The 16,460-nt window shown below is 69.2% G+C and carries 11 protein-coding genes; 3 read left to right on the top strand and 8 right to left on the bottom strand.

The features are described from left to right. Nucleotides 1-82 precede the first annotated feature (82 nt). A complete protein-coding gene (hrpA, locus tag U4Z64_RS06485) occupies nucleotides 83-4,288 on the bottom strand; it encodes an ATP-dependent RNA helicase HrpA (RefSeq protein WP_321819503.1) in 4,206 nt (1,401 codons plus the stop codon). Between the two features lie 23 nt (nucleotides 4,289-4,311). Here hrpA and argA point away from each other — a divergent pair, with 23 nt between their 5' ends. Beyond that, nucleotides 4,312-5,691, top strand: coding sequence for an amino-acid N-acetyltransferase (argA, locus tag U4Z64_RS06480; RefSeq protein ID WP_044847668.1), 1,380 nt, complete (start codon nucleotides 4,312-4,314; stop codon nucleotides 5,689-5,691). Between the two features lie 49 nt (nucleotides 5,692-5,740). After that, the gene (locus tag U4Z64_RS06475; protein ID WP_006478357.1) at nucleotides 5,741-6,016 is read left to right on the top strand and encodes an oxidative damage protection protein; all 276 of its coding nucleotides are present in this window, start codon (nucleotides 5,741-5,743) and stop codon (nucleotides 6,014-6,016) included. A gap of 277 nt (nucleotides 6,017-6,293) precedes the next feature. Here the strand turns inward: U4Z64_RS06475 and U4Z64_RS06470 are convergent, their stop codons facing one another. From U4Z64_RS06470 to U4Z64_RS06460, 3 genes are all read right to left on the bottom strand, one after another. Continuing rightward, nucleotides 6,294-7,706, bottom strand: coding sequence for an MFS transporter (locus U4Z64_RS06470; RefSeq protein WP_321819502.1), 1,413 nt, complete (start codon nucleotides 7,704-7,706; stop codon nucleotides 6,294-6,296). A 190-nt stretch (nucleotides 7,707-7,896) separates the two neighbouring features. After that, on the bottom strand, nucleotides 7,897-9,117 hold the full coding sequence (locus U4Z64_RS06465; RefSeq protein ID WP_321819501.1) for a CoA transferase: 1,221 nt from the start codon (nucleotides 9,115-9,117) through the stop codon (nucleotides 7,897-7,899). Continuing rightward, nucleotides 9,114-10,868 carry an acyl-CoA dehydrogenase family protein gene (locus U4Z64_RS06460; protein ID WP_321819500.1) on the bottom strand — a complete coding sequence of 585 codons (1,755 nt, stop codon included), beginning with the start codon at nucleotides 10,866-10,868 and terminating at the stop codon, nucleotides 9,114-9,116. The genes U4Z64_RS06465 and U4Z64_RS06460 overlap by 4 nt, the downstream gene beginning before the upstream one ends. Nucleotides 10,869-11,041: 173 nt before the next feature. Here U4Z64_RS06460 and U4Z64_RS06455 point away from each other — a divergent pair, with 173 nt between their 5' ends. After that, nucleotides 11,042-11,944: a LysR family transcriptional regulator gene (locus U4Z64_RS06455; RefSeq protein ID WP_321819499.1), complete on the top strand. Its 903-nt coding sequence runs from the start codon at nucleotides 11,042-11,044 to the stop codon at nucleotides 11,942-11,944. A gap of 36 nt (nucleotides 11,945-11,980) precedes the next feature. Here U4Z64_RS06455 and U4Z64_RS06450 read toward each other — a convergent pair whose 3' ends face one another. The 4 genes from U4Z64_RS06450 to U4Z64_RS06435 all read right to left on the bottom strand — a co-directional run bounded on the left by U4Z64_RS06450 (nucleotide 11,981) and on the right by U4Z64_RS06435 (nucleotide 16,288). After that, nucleotides 11,981-13,399, bottom strand: coding sequence for an amino acid permease (locus U4Z64_RS06450; RefSeq protein ID WP_321819498.1), 1,419 nt, complete (start codon nucleotides 13,397-13,399; stop codon nucleotides 11,981-11,983). A 92-nt stretch (nucleotides 13,400-13,491) separates the two neighbouring features. Next, complete coding sequence (locus tag U4Z64_RS06445; protein ID WP_415750554.1) at nucleotides 13,492-14,562, bottom strand: porin; 1,071 nt, start codon at nucleotides 14,560-14,562, stop codon at nucleotides 13,492-13,494. Between the two features lie 94 nt (nucleotides 14,563-14,656). After that, nucleotides 14,657-15,043 carry a RidA family protein gene (locus tag U4Z64_RS06440; protein ID WP_124488333.1) on the bottom strand — a complete coding sequence of 129 codons (387 nt, stop codon included), beginning with the start codon at nucleotides 15,041-15,043 and terminating at the stop codon, nucleotides 14,657-14,659. 30 nt (nucleotides 15,044-15,073) lie between these two features. Next, nucleotides 15,074-16,288 (bottom strand): amino acid aminotransferase, encoded by a 1,215-nt coding sequence (locus U4Z64_RS06435; RefSeq protein ID WP_321819496.1) that lies wholly within the window; start codon nucleotides 16,286-16,288, stop codon nucleotides 15,074-15,076. Between the last annotated feature and the right edge of the window lie 172 nt (nucleotides 16,289-16,460).

Raw genomic sequence — 16,460 nt, 5'->3', positions numbered from 1 at the left:
GCCGCCGTGCGGCCTGCCGCGGCAGGCGCCGCGCGGTTGGCCGGGCCGGCCGCCGGCGCGGGCCCGGACAACCGCCGTTGCGCTAGCGCTGCATCGACTCCCAGACCTTGTGCAGACGCTTGACAGAGACAGGCATCGGCGTGCGCAGTTCCTGCGCGAACAGCGAAATGCGCAGTTCCTCCAGCAGCCAGCGGAATTCCGCGAGCCGCGGATCGGCGACGCCGCCGCGCTGCGACACCGCGCGCTGGTACTGCTGGACGAGCGGCAGCAGCTCGCCGGACTGCTTCGCGTCGCGCGCCGGGTCGGCCTTCAGCTTGTCGATCCGCAGCGCGATGCCTTTCAGGTAGCGCGGGAAGTGTGCAAGCTGCACGTAAGGCGTGTCGATCACGAAGCGCTTGCCGACCAGCGCGGCGAGCTGCTGCTGCAGATCCGCGTGGGCCTGTGCGAACGGCTTCGCCTGCGCGAGCTTCTTCGCGAGCCCCGCGTACTCGGCGAGGATCTGCCCGACGAGCCGCGCGATCTCCTGCGCAAGCAGGTTCAGGCGGCTGCGGCCTTCGTCGCGACGCGCGTGGAAGCTCGCGTCGTCGTCGGGCAGCGGATCCTGCAGGCACGCGCGGTCGAGCGCCGTGTCGATCAGCTGGTCGCGCAGCTCGTCCTGCGTGCCGAGCGACATGTACTGCATCGCCATCTCGCGCAGCCCCGGCAGGTTCTTCTCGAGGAACTTGATCGGCTCCTTCAGCTGCAGCGCGAACAGCCGCCGCAAGCCGGCCCGGTGGATCCGCGCGGCCTCCTCCGGCGAGTCGAACACCTCGACGTCGCAATGCGTGCCGCGATCGACGAGCGCCGGATAGCCGTACAGCGTCTGGCCGCGCCGGCGGATCTCCAGCAGCTCGGGGAGCTTGCCGAAGTTCCACGTCGTCAGGTTCTCGTACAGCGCGGTCGCGCCGGCTTCCGCCGGGGCGGCCGTGTGCGGTGCGACGCCCTTGCCCGGCTTGCCGCCCTTCGCCGCCGAAGCCGCGGAACCCGCCGTGGCAGGCGGCGCCGGCGTGGCGCCCGCGTCGTCCGCGCCGGCTTCGCCGCCGGGCGCGATCGTCGACGCCGCCGCGATCTTCTGGAACTGCTGCTGCGCCTGCGCGCCGAGTTCCTGGCGCAGTTGCGCGAGATTGCGCCCCATCGCGAGCTGGCGGCCGTGCTCGTCGATCACCTTGAAGTTCATGAACAGGTGAGCGGGCAGCGTCTCGAGCTTGAAGTCGGCCGTCTTTATCGCGACCTGCGTCTCGCCGCGCACGTCGGCGATCAGCGCCTCGACGAGGCCGCCCGCGCCGAAGCGCTCGCGGCCCGTGCGCTCGACGAAGCCGGCCGCGTACTCGGGCAGCGGCACGCAATGCCGGCGCAGCTTCTGCGGCAGCGACTTCAGCAGCAGCTGCACCTTTTCCTTCAGCATCCCCGGCACGAGCCATTCGCAGCGGCGCGCGTCGACCTGGTTCAGCGCGTACAGCGGCACCGCGAGCGTCACGCCGTCGCGCGGCGTGCCGGGCTCGAAGTGGTAGGTCAGCGCCATCTCGACGCCGGCCATCGTCGCGCGCTTCGGAAACAGCTCGGTCGTGACGCCCGCCGCCTCGTGGCGCATCAGGTCGTCGCGCGACAGGTACAGCAGGCGCTGCTTGTCCTCCGCCTGGCCGCCCTTCTTCACTTCATCCCGATACCAGCGCTCGAACGCGACGCCCGTGTGAATTCCTTCCGGAATCGCCTGGTCGTAGTACGCGTAGATCAGCTCGTCGTCGACCAGCACGTCCTGCCGGCGCGACTTGTGCTCGAGCTGCTCGATGTCGGCGAGCAGCTTGCGGTTGTGCGCGAAGAACGGCAGCTTCGTGTCGAATTCGCCTTCGACCAGCGCGCCGCGGATGAACAGCTCACGCGCCCGCGCCGGGTCCTGTTTGCCGAACGCGACGCGCCGGCGGTGGTAGATCGGCAGCCCGTACAGCGTCGCGCGCTCGAACGCGCTGACCTGCGCGGGACGCTTTTCCCAATGCGGCTCAGACAGCGATTTCTTCAGCAGGTGGGCGCCGATCTTCTCGACCCACTCCGGCTCGATCTTCGCGAGGCAGCGCGCGTACAGCCGGCTCGTCTCGACGAGTTCGGCTGCCATCACCCAGCGGCCGGCCTTCTTCGCGAGCGCGGAGCCCGGCCACAGGTAGAACTTGATCCCGCGTGCGCCGAGGTAGTGCGGATCGTCGTCGGCCTTCATGCCGAGGTTGCCGAGCAGGCCCGTCAACAGGGCCAGATGCACCTGCTCGTAGGTCGCCTCGACCTCGTTGAGGCGCCAGCCGTGTTCGCGCACGACCGTCAGCAGCTGCGAATGGACGTCGCGCCATTCGCGCAGCCGCAGGTGCGACAGGAAATTCTGCCGGCATGCGTCGATCAGCTGGCGGTTCGACTTCTTGTGCGCGACGGCCTCTTCGAACCACGCCCAGATCTTCAGCCACTGCAGGAATTCGGAGCGCTCGTCGGCGAACCGGCGGTGCGCCTGGTCGGCCTGCTCCTGCGCTTCGATCGGCCGGTCGCGCGGGTCCTGCACGGACAGCGCGCTCGCGATGATCAGCACCTCGCGCAGCGACTGCTGGTCGCGCGCGGCGAGAATCATCCGGCCGACGCGCGGGTCGAGCGGCAGCCGCGCGAGTTCGCGGCCGAGCGGCGTCAGCGCGTTGTCGTCGTCGACCGCGCCGAGTTCGTTGAGCAGCTGGTAGCCGTCCGCGATCGCGCGACCGGGCGGCGGCTCGAGGAACGGGAACGATTCGATCGCCGTCAGGTGCAGCGATTTCATCCGCAGGATCACCGACGCGAGCGACGAGCGCAGGATTTCGGGATCGGTGAAGCGCGCGCGCGCCTGGTAGTCGCTTTCCTCGTACAAGCGGATGCAGACGCCGTCGGCCACTCGGCCGCAGCGGCCCGCGCGCTGGTTCGCGGCGGCCTGCGAGATCGACTCGACCTGCAGCTGCTCGACCTTGTTCCGGTACGAATAGCGCTTCACGCGCGCGAGGCCGGTGTCGACGACGTAGCGGATGCCCGGCACCGTCAGCGAGGTTTCGGCCACGTTGGTCGCGAGCACGATGCGGCGCGCGTTCGACGCCTTGAACACCTTGTCCTGGTCGGCCGCCGACAGCCGCGCGAACAGCGGCAGGATCTCGGTGTGCGGCGGATGGTGCTTGCGCAGCGCCTCGGCCGCCTCGCGGATCTCGCGCTCGCCCGGCAGGAACACCAGCACGTCGCCGGGGCCTTCGCGGCACAGTTCGTCGACCGCGTCGACGATCGCGTCCATCAGGTCGCGCTCGGCCTCGCGCGCGGTCTTTACGCGGTCGCGGCCGCCCGTGCCTTCGGCGTTTTTCACCGCCGGGCGATCCTCGGCCACCGGGCGATAGCGCATCTCGACCGGATACAGCCGCCCGCTCACCTCGATCACGGGTGCCGGGCGCTCGTCGGTGCCGAAATGGCGCGCGAAGCGATCGGCGTCGATCGTCGCGGACGTGACGATCAGCTTCAGGTCGGGCCGCCGCGGCAGGATCTCCTTCAGGTAGCCGAGCAGGAAGTCGATGTTCAGGCTGCGCTCGTGCGCCTCGTCGATGATCAGCGTGTCGTACGCCTTCAGCAGCGGATCGGTCTGCGTCTCGGCGAGCAGGATGCCGTCCGTCATCAGCTTGACGGACGCGCCCGGCGCGAGATTGTCGGTGAAGCGCACCTTGTAGCCGACCACCTCGCCGAACGGCGTGCCGAGTTCCTCCGCGATCCGGCGGCCGGTCGACGACGCGGCCAGGCGCCGCGGCTGCGTATGGCCGATCAGGCCCGTGCCGCCGGCGCCGAGGCCGCGGCCGAGATCGAGGCAGATCTTCGGCAGCTGCGTGGTCTTGCCCGAACCCGTCTCGCCGCAGACGATGACAACCTGATGACCGGCGATCGCGCGCGCGATTTCGTCGCGCTTGCCCGACACCGGCAGGCTTTCGGGGTAAGTGATCGGCGGAACGGGATTCGGCGCGACGGTGGCGCGCGGCGCACGCTCGCGGCGCGGAGCGCGCTCGCCGGCGGCCTGCGGTGCGCCCTTCGCGGATGGCTGGCGCGCATCGCCACGCCGTTCGTCGCCGCGCGGCGCGTGGGCCGGCTTGCCCGCCGGCTTTTCCTGCTGCTGGCGCGGCGGCTGGCCCTGCTGCTGACGCGCGTCGGCCGCACCATCCGGGTGCTTCGCCGACGGCGCTTTGGCCCGCGTCGGCGCGGGACTTTTAGGTACATTCGACATGGGGGCGCATTATAATCCCGCCCATGAATTCCCAAACCGACCTCCCTCCCGCCCAGACCGGCGCCGCGACGCCGCCGGCCGCCGACGATTCGGCCGCCAGCCACGCGCAGTTCGTCGACTGGATGCGTTCCGTCGCGCCCTATATCCACAAGTTCCGCAACAGCACGTTCGTCGTGGGGTTCGGCGGCGAGGTGGTGCAGCAGGGCCTGCTGAACGCGCTCGTGTCCGACATCGCGCTCCTGCAGGCGATGGGCATCCAGATCGTGCTGGTGCACGGCTCGCGGCCGCAGGTCGAGGAGCAGCTGAGCCTGCATGGTGTCGAATCCGAGTTTTCGCACGGGCTGCGCATCACCGATGCGCGCGCGCTCGAATCCGCGAAGGAAGCGGCCGGCGAAGTGCGTCTCGACATCGAGGCCGCGATCAGCCAGGGTCTGCCGAACTCGCCGATGGCGCACGCGCACATCAGCGTCGTGTCCGGCAACTTCGTGACCGCCCGGCCGGTGGGGATTCTCGACGGGGTCGATTTCGCGCACACGGGCATCGTGCGCAAGATCGACGCCGAATCGATCCGTCATTCGCTCGCGAGCCGCAAGCTCGTGCTGCTGTCGCCGCTCGGCTTCTCGCCGACCGGCGAGGCGTTCAACCTGTCGATGGAAGACGTCGCATCGGCCGCCGCGATCGCGCTGCGCGCCGACAAGATCATCTTCCTGACCGAAGCGCCCGGCATCGTCGACGACGAAGGCGGGCTGATCCGCGAAATGTCGCTCGACGCGGCCGCCGAACTGCTCGATTCGGGCAACATCCAGGGCGACGACGCGTTCTTCCTGAAGCACTCGATCCGCGCGTGCCGCGGCGGCGTGACCCGCGCCCACCTGATTCCGCAGTCGCTCGACGGCAGCATGCTGCTCGAACTGTTCCTGCACGACGGCGTCGGCACGATGATCTCGTACGAGAACCTCGAGAGCCTGCGCGAAGCGACGCCGGACGACGTCGGCGGCATCCTGTCGCTGATCGAGCCGCTCGAGTCGGACGGCACGCTGGTGCGGCGCGGCCGCCACCAGATCGAACGCGACATCGACCACTTCTCGGTGATCGAGCACGATGGCGTGCTGTTCGGCTGCGCGGCGCTGTATCCGTACCAGCAGGAAAAGATCGGCGAGATGGCGTGCCTGACGGTCGCGCCGGAAGCGCAGGGCTCGGGCGACGGCGAACGCCTGCTCAAGCGCATCGAGCAGCGCGCCCGCGCGCGCGGCCTCACGCACATCTTCGTGCTCACGACGCGCACCGAGCACTGGTTCCTCAAGCGCGGCTTCGTCAAGGTCAGCGTCGACGATCTGCCGGAAGACCGCCGCAAACTCTATAACTGGCAGCGCAAGTCGCTCGTGCTGATGAAGCAGCTCTGAGCGCAGGCACGACTGCCCTCCCCCAGACCGATTACAGGAGAAGTACACGATGGCTCGAATGATCCAATGCGCGAAGCTCGGCAAGGAAGCCGAGGGTCTCGATTTCCCGCCGCTGCCGGGCGAACTCGGCAAGCGCATCTACGAAAGCGTGTCGAAGGAAGCGTGGCAAGGCTGGCTCAAGCAGCAGACGATGCTGATCAACGAGAACCGCCTGAACATGGCCGACCCGCGCGCGCGCCAGTACCTGATGAAGCAGACCGAGAAGTATTTCTTCGGCGACGGCGCCGACCAGGCGTCCGGCTACGTGCCGCCGACGGAAGGCTAAGCACCGCGCATCGCGATGGCCGGCCGTGCCGGCCTCGTCGCGAAGTCAAGCAATCGCCAGGCAAGCGGCACCGTGGATCGCACGGTGCCGTTTGCTTTTGGGACGCGTGATTTTTGGCGTGAGTCGAGGCCGTGCGGCGCGCGATGTCGCCGGAGCGCGATGTCGCCGGAGCGGCGAATTATCGCCTCACCGCATTACCGCCTCACCGCATTACCGCATTACCGCATTACCGCGTTACCGAATCGCCAGCGTGCCGAATCACGCCGGCCTCCCCGTCTCACCCCGCCGGTTTCAACGCGCCGCGCTCGCCTGGCCGGGCGGTCTCGCCGGCCGGACTTTCAGCGCTCGCACTTTCGGCGCCCCACTCGGCCGCATCACTGCGCTCGGCCGTCGACAGCTCGTCCGCGCGGTAGCCGGTGCGATTCAGCAGCGCGAGCATGCACGCGAGCGACACGAGCGCGTACAGCCCCGACGCGATCGCGACGCCGACGATGCTGCCGGTCGCGTTCAGGATCGCCTGCGCGAGCACCGGCGTGCCGCCGCCGACGACGAGCGCGCTCAGCTGGTACGCGAGCGACAGGCCCGTATAGCGGATGTTGGCCGGAAACACGCGCGCGAGCACGCCGCCGACCGCACCGTAGAACATCGCCGACGGAATCGTCGAGATGCACATGCCCGCGACGGCGACCCAGTACGAACGCGTCGCGAGCGCATGGAACATCACCGGCATCAGCACGATCTCCGGAATCAGGATCCAGCACATCGCGCGCCGCATGTCGACCTTCGACACGAACCACGCGCCGACCGGCTGCATCAGGAACTGCACGACGAGCGAGATCGACAGGATGCCGAGGAACGTGCCCTGCGCATAACCGAGCTCCTTGGTCGCCCACGACAGCGCGAACGTGCTGCGGAAATACGTGACGTTGATCACCGGCAGCGTGCCGGCCGCGAGCAGCACGACGGGCCAGTGGTCGCGCACGACGTCGCGCAGCGGCAGCTTCACCGTGCGCTTGCGCGCGAGCACGCGCTGCATGTCGATCGATTCCTCGAGCCGCAGCCGGATCACCATCCCGATGATCACGAGCACCGCCGACAGCAAAAACGGAATGCGCCAGCCCCACATCAGGAACGACGGCGTCGGCAGCGCGCTCAGTGCGAAGAAGGCAGCGGTGGCGAGCAGGTTGCCGGTGGGCGAACCCTGCTGCGCGAACGCCGCATACAGGATGCTGCGATGCTTCGGCGCGTTCTCGCTCGCGATCAGCACCGCGCCGCCCCACTCGCCGCCGACCGCGATGCCCTGCAGCACGCGCAGCACGACGAGGCCCGCGGGCGCCCACACGCCGATCGACGCATAGCCGGGCAACAGGCCGATGCCGGTCGTCGCAAGCCCCATCATCACCAGCGTGATCACGAGCGCGGTCTTGCGGCCGACGCGATCGCCGAGATGCCCGAACACGATGCCGCCGAGCGGCCGCGCGGCGAAGCCCGCCCAGAACGTGACGAACGCGAGCAGCGTCGCGACGCCGGGATTCATCGTGCTCGAAAAGAACACCTTGCCGAACACGAGCGCGGCGGCGGTGCCGTAGATGTAGAAGTCGTACCACTCGATCGTGGTGCCGACGAACGCCGCGAGGGCGGCACGGCCGGGCCGCGGCTGCGCGGCGGACGGGGATTGCGGACGGCTCATCGATGTCTCCATGTTTGTGATCGGCGGCGCAACTGTCGCGCGCGTTGCCGGATGGCCGGCCTTGCGCCGCCGGCTGGCGGAGTTGCGTTACGAGCGATTGCTCGACGCGGGGCTGTTTTACGCTGCCCAACGTCGCTTTACGTCGCGATCTGTCGGTCCAGGTCACTCGCCTGCAGGGCCACTCGTCCGGTCACGTCGGGTCGGGCGCGACCGTCAGCACGCCCGCGTTGAGCAGCTGCTGCTGGAGCGCGGGATCGACGCCGAGGCGGTCGAGCACCGCGCGCGTGTCGCGGCCGAGCGCGGGCGGCGGCGAACGATAGGTCGCCGGCGTGCGCGACAGCTTCACCGGCGATGCGGTGCCGCGATACGCGCCGATCTCGACGAACAACTCGCGATGCAGCGCATGCGGGTCGCGCGCAACGTCGGCGACCGTGCGCACCGGCCCGCACGGCACGCCCGCCGCCATGAGGTCGCGCGCGAGCGGCTCGCACGGATGCGCGGTGAGCCGTGCCTCGAGTTCGGCCTTCAGTTCGGGCCGGTGCGCGCAGCGGCTGCGGTTGTCGACGAAGCGCGGATCGCCGGCGAGCGCCGGCGCGCCGAGATGCGCGACGAGCCGCGCGAACTGCCGGTCGTTGCCGACCGCGAGGAAGATCGGCACGGTGGCCGTGCGATAGCTGTCGTACGGCGCGATGTTCGGGTGCGCGTTGCCGCTGCGCTCGGGCACGCGCCCCGAGCCGAAGAAGTTCGGCAGGTGCGGATGCAGCAGCGACGCGCCGCAGTCGTACAGCGCGATGTCGATCGACTGGCCCTGCCCGCTCTGCTCGCGCTCCGCGAGCGCGAGCAGGATGCCGGCAAGCGCGTTGAGTCCGGTAACCATGTCGACGATCGGCAACCCGATGCGCATCGCGTCGCCGTCACGCTCGCCGTTCACGCTCATCAGCCCGGCCATCGCCTGGATCACCGCGTCGTAGCCGGGCAGCCCGCCGAGCGGGCCGTCGTCGCCGAAGCCCGTCACCGCGCAGTGGATCAGGCGCGGGAAACGCGGCTGCAGGTCGCGCGCGTAGTCCATGCCCCAGCGCGCGAGCGTGCCGGGCTTGAAGTTCTCGACGAGCACGTCGGCGCTCTCGAGCAGGCGCCACAGGATCGCGCGCCCTTCGTCGCGGGACAGGTCGAGCGCGACGCCCTCCTTGTTGCGGTTCACGCCCATGAAGTACCACGCGGTGTCGCCGAGGAACGGCGGCCCCCAGCCGCGCGTCTCGTCGCCGTCGGGCGGCTCGATCTTGATCACCGTCGCGCCGTGGTCGGCGAGCGCCTGCGTGCAGTACGGGCCGCCGAGCACGCGGCTCAGGTCGACGACCTTCAGGCCGTCCAGTGCGCCGCGGGTCGCTTTCGTCGCTTTCGTGGTGCTCATCGTTCGACCTCCGGCAGCAGGTCGAGCGCCATGTCGAGCGGTACCGGCGTGCCGCGCAGCAACGCATCGAACGCCGCTGCCTCGTCGTCGCGCGACGCCGGCGCGAGCGGATCGACCGGCAACAGCTTGTGACGCACGATCAGGTGCGCGAGCGCGAGGCGCCGGTAATCGGGCGCGAGCCGCGCGCCCTCGCATGCCATCAGCACGGCCGCGCTCGCGTAGTACAGCGCCGACGCGGCCTGCCGCACGCGCGCGTCGTCGCCTTCCGCCGCGACCCGGGCGAGCGCATCGCACGCGCGCGCGAGAATGCGCCGCAGCGCCGCGCGGCTCGCGTCGGGCAGCGGCGCCGCGCCGAGCCGGTCGGCGAGGAACGTGCGCAGCGCATCGAGCGCCTGCTCGCGCTGCGCGGCGCGCGCGACGTCGAGCGCGACGATGTTGCTGGTGCCTTCCCAGATCGAGCCGAGATGCGCATCGCGCACGAGGCGCGCATCGCTCCATTCCTCGATGTAGCCGGTGCCGCCGCGCACCTCCATCGCGTCGCCCGTCACACGGCGTGCGTCGCGGCACGCGCGGAACTTGATCAACGGCGTCAGGATGCGCACGCAGCGCGCGGCCCGCTCGTCGCCCGCATCCGCTTGCGGCAGCAGCAGCGCGATCTGCATGAACATCGCGCGCGCGGCCTCGGCGGGCAGCAGCATCTTCATCAGCTGGCGCTGCATCAGCGGCATCTCGATCAGCTTGCGGCCGAATGCGGCGCGGTGGGCGGCCACGTGCAGCGACTCGTTCAGCGCACGCCGCATCAGGCCCGCCGCGCGCACGCCGTTCGACAGCCGCGACATGTTGATCATGTCCGCCATCTGGTGAAAGCCGCGGCCGATCTCGCCGATCAGGTATGCCTGCGCGCCTTCGAGCGCGATCTCGCCGCTCGCCATCGAACGGCTGCCGAGCTTGTCCTTCAACCGCACGATCCGGTAGCGGTTGCGCGTGCCGTCCGGCAGCGTCTTCGGCAGCAGGAACAATGCGAGCCCCTTGATACCGTCCGGCGCGCCGTCGGGCCGCGCGAGCACCATCGCCAGGTCGGCGTCCGCGTTCGAGCAGAACCACTTGTCGCCGAAGAGGCGCCACACCGCCTCGCCCTGCGCGTCGGCTTCGCGCACCGCGCGCGTCGCGATGCGGCCGACGTCGGAGCCGGCCGCCTGTTCGGTCATGAACATCGCGCCCTGGAACAGCGTGTCGAAATCGCGCGATGCGAGCATCGGCAGATAGCGCTCGACGAGTGCCGGGGCGCCGAAGCGGCGCAGCGTGCGCGTCAGCGAATCGGTCATGCTGATCGGGCAGCACAGCCCGAATTCGGCCTGCACGAACAGGAACGTCAGCGCGTACTTGACGAGCGGCGCGACCGCCTCGGGCTGGTGGCTCAGCGACGCAAGCCCGAGTTCCGAATATGCGACGCGTTCGAGCGCGACGTACGCGGGATCCTTGTCGATCCGCTGCACGGCTTCGCCGCGCCGGTTGCGGTGTTCGAGCACGGGCGGATGCTTGTCCGCGCGCGACGCCCATGCGTCGAGCTCGCCCGACACGCGCGCGCCGAGCGCGTGCAGCTGCGGTTCGAGTTCCGCGTAGCGCGCGTCACCGAGATGCAGTTTCAGCAACGCGCCGAGATCGGGATCGGCCGTGAAGAAATTGATGCCCCGGCTGTCGGGGATGTTGTTGGCCGCGCCGGTGTCCGGCGTGCGAGCGGTGTCGTTCATGCATGCGTCTCCAGGATGGCCCGGCTGCCGGCCGGCGCCCGCGCGGCGGCGGCGCGGCCGGCTGATGCCAGGCGTTCAGCAGAGCGTAGGCGCGCGATCGATAAGCGTCCAATACAGGATTTATCCGGTACGATAGACGACGCTTATCGATGCCGATGCGGGAAGGAGACAGCATGGAACTGAGGCAGTTGCGCTACTTCGTGGCGGTCGCCGAGGAACTGCATTTCGGGCGCGCGGCGAAGCGCCTGTTCATCTCGCAGCCGGCGCTGAGCTTCGACATCCGCAAGTTCGAGGACGCGCTCGGCGTGCAGCTCTTTTCGCGCACCAACAAGACGGTCGCGCTGACCAATGCGGGCGCGGTGCTGCTCGGCGAAGCGCGCCGGCTGCTGCTGCAGGCGGCCGAGGCCGAGCGGCTCACGGTGCGCTCTGCGTCCGGCCTCGCGGGCCGGCTGCGGATCGGCTTCGTCCATTCGATGCTGTATCGCGGGCTGCCCGATGCGGTGCGGCGCTTCGAGGCCGATTACCCGGGCGTCGAGATCGTGCTGAGCGAGATGAACACACAGGCGCAGGTGCAGGCGATCCAGCGCGGCCAGATCGATCTCGGCTACGCGCACTGGGGCCACTGCCCGCCCGAGGTCGAATCGGCGCCCGTCTACGCGGAACCGTTCGTCTGCTGCCTGCCGGCCGCGCATCCGCTCGCGCGGCGCCGTCAGGTCGCGCTCGCCACGCTGGCCGAGGAACCATTCATCCTGTTTCCGCGCGACGCGGCGCCGCACTATCACGACCTGATCATCGCGCAATGCGCGAACGCGGGATTCAGCCCGCTGATCCGTCACGAGGCGCGGCTGTGGCAGACGATCCTGTCGATGATCGAGTTCGGCATGGGCATCGCGCTGGTGCCGCGCGTGCTGCAGCAGGTGAAGAGCGACCGGCTCGCGTTCCGGCCGCTGAAGGATGCGTCGCTCGAATCGCGCACGCTCGAACTGAAGCGCAGCGGCGCCGCCGAACCGGTCGCACTGCGCTTCGCCGACTACGTGCGCGCATCGATCGACGCGCTGCCCGTGCTCGCGGGCTGAGCCGGCGCGCCGGCATTTCGCGCCGGCACTTCCCCGTTACTTCGCTTCCGGCTGCAGCACCGGCTGCGCGCGCCGGTACCACACCGCGTACACGACGGACAGCGCGATCAGGAACGGAATGCCGAAGATCAGCGTCATGTGGAATTCGGCCGTGAAGTAGGTCGTCACCATCACCGCGAGCATCAGCGCCGCGCCGAGCAGCGTCAGCAGCGGAAAGCCGCGCATCCGGAACGCGGGCGCCGGCAGGCCGAGCGCCGCGCGACGCCGCCGGAAGCAGTAATGCGTGACGAAGATCATCATCCACGTGAACAACGCGCCGAACATCGACACCGCCATCATGATCGTGAACGACGCGTCCGGGTACAGCACGCTCAGGACCGTCGCGAGCGCGATGCCGAGCGTCGACAGCAGCAGCGCGCCGAACGGCACGCCGCGCGCGTCGACCTCGCCGAGCGCCTTCGGCGCATAACCCGCGCGCGACAGGCTGAACATCATCCGCGTCGTGATGTAGAGCTGGCTGTTCATCGCGGACAGCGCGGCGATCAGCACGACGAAGTTGATCAGCCCGGCCGCGCCCGGCAGGTGGATCGCCTCCATCACCTTCACGAACGGGCTCTCGTCGCGCCCTGCCGCCGTCCACGGCACGATCGCGAGCATCAGCGCGAGCGTGACGAGGTAGAACAGCACGAGCCGCACGATCGTCGAGCGGAACGCGCGCGTCACCGCGCGCTCGGGATCTTCCGCCTCGCCCGCCGCGACCGCGATCATCTCGATGCTCAGGTAGCTGAAGATCGACACGATCACCGCGACCCACATCCCCCACATGCCCTTCGGGAAGAAGCCGCCGTGCCCGGTGTAATGGTGGAAGCCCGCGCGGGCCGCACCGTCGCCGACCAGTGCCGGATTGCCGAACACGACGTACGCGCCGAGCACGATGAAGCCGACGATCGCCGCGATCTTCACGACCGAAAAGCCGTATTCGACCGCGCCGAACACGTCGACGCTGCGCGCGTTGACGAACACGAGCAGCGCCGAGAAGCCGACGATCCACAGCCAGCCCGGCACGCCCGGGAACCAGTACTTCATGTACAGCGCGATCGCGGTGACTTCGGTGCCGACCGCGAGCACGATGCACGCCCAGTACGCATAGCGCACCAGGAACCCGGCCCACGGGCTCACGTAATGTTCGGCGTATGCGCCGAACGACCCGGAGGTCGGATGCGCGACCGTCATCTCCGCGAGACAGCCCATCAGCAACAGCGAGATGAACGCGCCGATCGCGTAGCTGACGAGCACGCTCGGACCCGCGAAGCCGATCGCGAATCCGCTGCCGAGAAAGAGACCGGTGCCGATCGCACCGCCGATCGCGATCATCGCCATCTGCCGTGCGGAAAGCGTGCGGCGCAGACCCTGCTCGCGCGCCGCGATGTGCTGGAATTGCCCTTCTGGTTGCATCGAATGACCTCGTTCGAAAGCGTGTGTCCGGCCGAAACGTCGACGGCGCACGGACCGGTGCCGGACCGCACCGGCCACCGCGCGCCGCATGCTCAGAACAGGTGGCGCAAGCCGGCCGCGATGCCCGTCTGGTTGCCGCGTCCGGGCATCTCGGTGAACGCGCCGCCGGTCACCCGGTTGTAGTCGACCGTCGCGTAGACCTGCGTCGCCTTCGACAGCGCGTACTCGGCCTCGAGCACGCCCGTGTAGCGCTTCCCGCCGTTACCGGCGATGCCGTTGACGTTGCGGATGTCGTCGTAGTACGCGACGCCCGTCACCGACACCGCGGGCGTGATCTGCACGCTCGCGCCGGTATAGAAGATCGCGTCGCGGCGCGGATTGTCGGCGAAGGAACCGTAGGTCACGTCGCGGCCCGGCGCGTTCAGCAATTGCCGGTCGAGCATGCCGGTGCGGTCGATGCCGCCGAGATAGCCCGCGTACAGCGTCGCCGCGCCGAACGCGTAGCGTGCGCCCGCGCCCCATGCCTGCTGCGCGCGGCTCGTCAGGTCGCGCACCTGCTGGTAGGTCGCGCCGACCATCAGCCCGCCGAGCGTGTACGACACGTGCGTGCCCCAGTACGCATTCGCGCCGAGGCTGCCCGCGACGCCGCCGAAGCCGTAGCTCGCGCCGACGTTCAGCCCGCCGAACGTGCCGTCGTAGCTGACCACGTTGCTCGCGCGGCCCTGCGTGAGGAAGTACGGCCACATGTTGGCCGTGTAGTTGCCGACCGTCAGCGGATCGAGATCGCCGAACAGGTTGAATGCCTCGGTCGCCTGCCGGCCGAGCTTCACGGTGCCCCAGTCGCTCGCCAGGCCGACATACGCGTAGCGGCCGAACAGCGCGCCGTCGAGCTGCCCGTTCTGCGGCTCGAAGCCGCTCTCGAGCCGGAAGATCGCCGTCAGGCCGCCGCCGAGCGCTTCGCTGCCCTTCAGGCCCCAGCGGCTGTTGGTGATCGCACCGTTGGTCATCTGCACGCTCGCGTCGTTCGACGCGTTCGCATGCGTCGTGTAGCGAATGCTCTGGTCGACGATGCCGTACAGCGTCACGCTGCTCTGCGCCATCGCGCCGCTCGCGGCGAGCAGGCCGGCGATCGTCGGCAGTGCGAAACGATTGATACTCTTCATCTTCGTCTCCATCCTTGTCTGAATTATCGATGTGTACTGGTTGGGGTATGTCGGTAATCGTGGGTACTGCAATCCGCGCCGAGTTGCGTGCTTTCTAGCCGCGTGCCGCCGGCAACGCCACGTATGCGACGAGTTCGACGCGCATGTCCGGGTGCGCGAAGCCCTGCACGCCCACGCACGTGCGGTTCGGGTACGGTTCGCGAAAGTGGCGCCGGTATTCGGCGTCGAATTCGGGCATCGCCTTCACGTCGGACAGGTAGACGAGCACCTGCGCGACGTCGTCCATCGTCGCGCCGGCCGCCGCGACGGCCTTCGCGAGATTGCCGAGCGTGAGGCGCGCCTGCCCCGTCATCGTGTCGCCTGCGATCGCGCCGGACGCATCGACCGGGCCGTGGCCGGTAAACATCAGCCCGCCCGCGCGGGTCGCCCACGAGAACGGCTGCGCGAGTTGCGGCAAGTCGACCGGGATCGTGTCTGCCATCGTGTCCTCCTTCGGTTCGGAATCGGCCGCTCAGGCAGCCTGGCGCGACGTGCCGCCGAGCACGTCGGCGATCGCGTACGCGACGTGCTCGACGTTCGCGTCGTTCAGGCCCGCGATGCACATGCGGCCCGAACGCAGCAGGTAGACGCCGTGCGACGCGCGCAGCCGGTCCACGTCGGCCGCGGCGATGCCCGTATAGCTGAACATGCCGCGCTGCGTGACGAGCGCGTCGAACGCGGGCCCGGCCAAGCGCGCGTCGAGCCGCGCCTTCAGCGCACCGCGCATGCGCTTGATGCGCGTGCGCACCTGGGCCACCTCGTCTTCCCAGCACGCACGCAGGACGTCGTCGTTCAGCACCGCCGACACGAGCTGCGCGCCGAACAGCGGCGGGCTCGAGTAGGTGCGGCGCACGCCGGCCTGCAACTGGCTCAGCACCGTCGCCGCTTCGCCCGCGCTCGCGCAGACGATCGACAGGCCGCCGACGCGCTCGCCATACAGCGAGAAATTCTTCGAGAACGAGTTGCTGACGATCGCCGGCAGCCCGGCTTCGACGATCGCGCGCACGGCCCATGCGTCGTCGTCGAGACCATCGCTGAAGCCCTGGTACGCCATGTCGAGGAACGGAATCAGCCCGCGGCGCGCGAGCACGTCGATCACCGCGCGCCACGCGTCGCGGTCGAGATCGAGGCCCGTCGGGTTGTGACAGCACGGCTGCAGCAGCACGATGCTGCGCGCGGGCAGCGCGTCGAGCGCCGCGAGCATCGCATCGACGCGCAGGTCGTTGCGCGCTGCGTCGTAGTACGGATACGTGTGCACGTCGAGGCCGGCCGCCGCGAAGATCACGCGATGGTTGTCCCACGTCGGATCGCTGATCCAGATCGCGCTGTCGGGGAAATAGCGCTTCACGAATTCGGCGCCGAGCCGCAGCGCGCCCGAGCCGCCGAGCGTCTGCAGCGTCGCGATGCGTCCTTGCGCGAGCGCCGCGCAACCGGCGCCGAACACGAGGCGCTGCACGCCCTGCCGATACGCGGCGAGCCCTTCCATCGGCAGATACGTATGCGGCGCGCCGGCTTCGCGCAGGCGCTCGGCCGCGAGGCGCGTGCTCTCCAGCACGGGGATGCGGCCCGCGTCGTCGTAATAGAGGCCGATGCTGAGGTTGACCTTGTGCGGATGGGCATCCTGCTGGAACGCCTGGAACAGCGACAGGATCGGATCGCCCGGATAGGCGGGAATGTGTTCGTACATGGCGGAATGACGGTCTGGGTTGAAGGCGGCGATACGGCCGGCGGCCTGACGGCACGTCAGGCCGTGCGGTCGAGGCATGGGGCGCATGTTATCGAGGACGAAATAGAATGAGCTTCACTTTTCGATGACGAATCACGCCGATTGCAGTAGAGTCTGCGTCTACCATCTCAAA

It is taken from the genome of Burkholderia sp. BCC1996 (genome assembly GCF_905339955.1).
In the GTDB taxonomy this organism is placed as follows: domain Bacteria; phylum Pseudomonadota; class Gammaproteobacteria; order Burkholderiales; family Burkholderiaceae; genus Burkholderia.
Note: the sequence above shows the minus strand (reverse complement) of the source record. Positions and strands in the feature narration are given on the sequence as shown.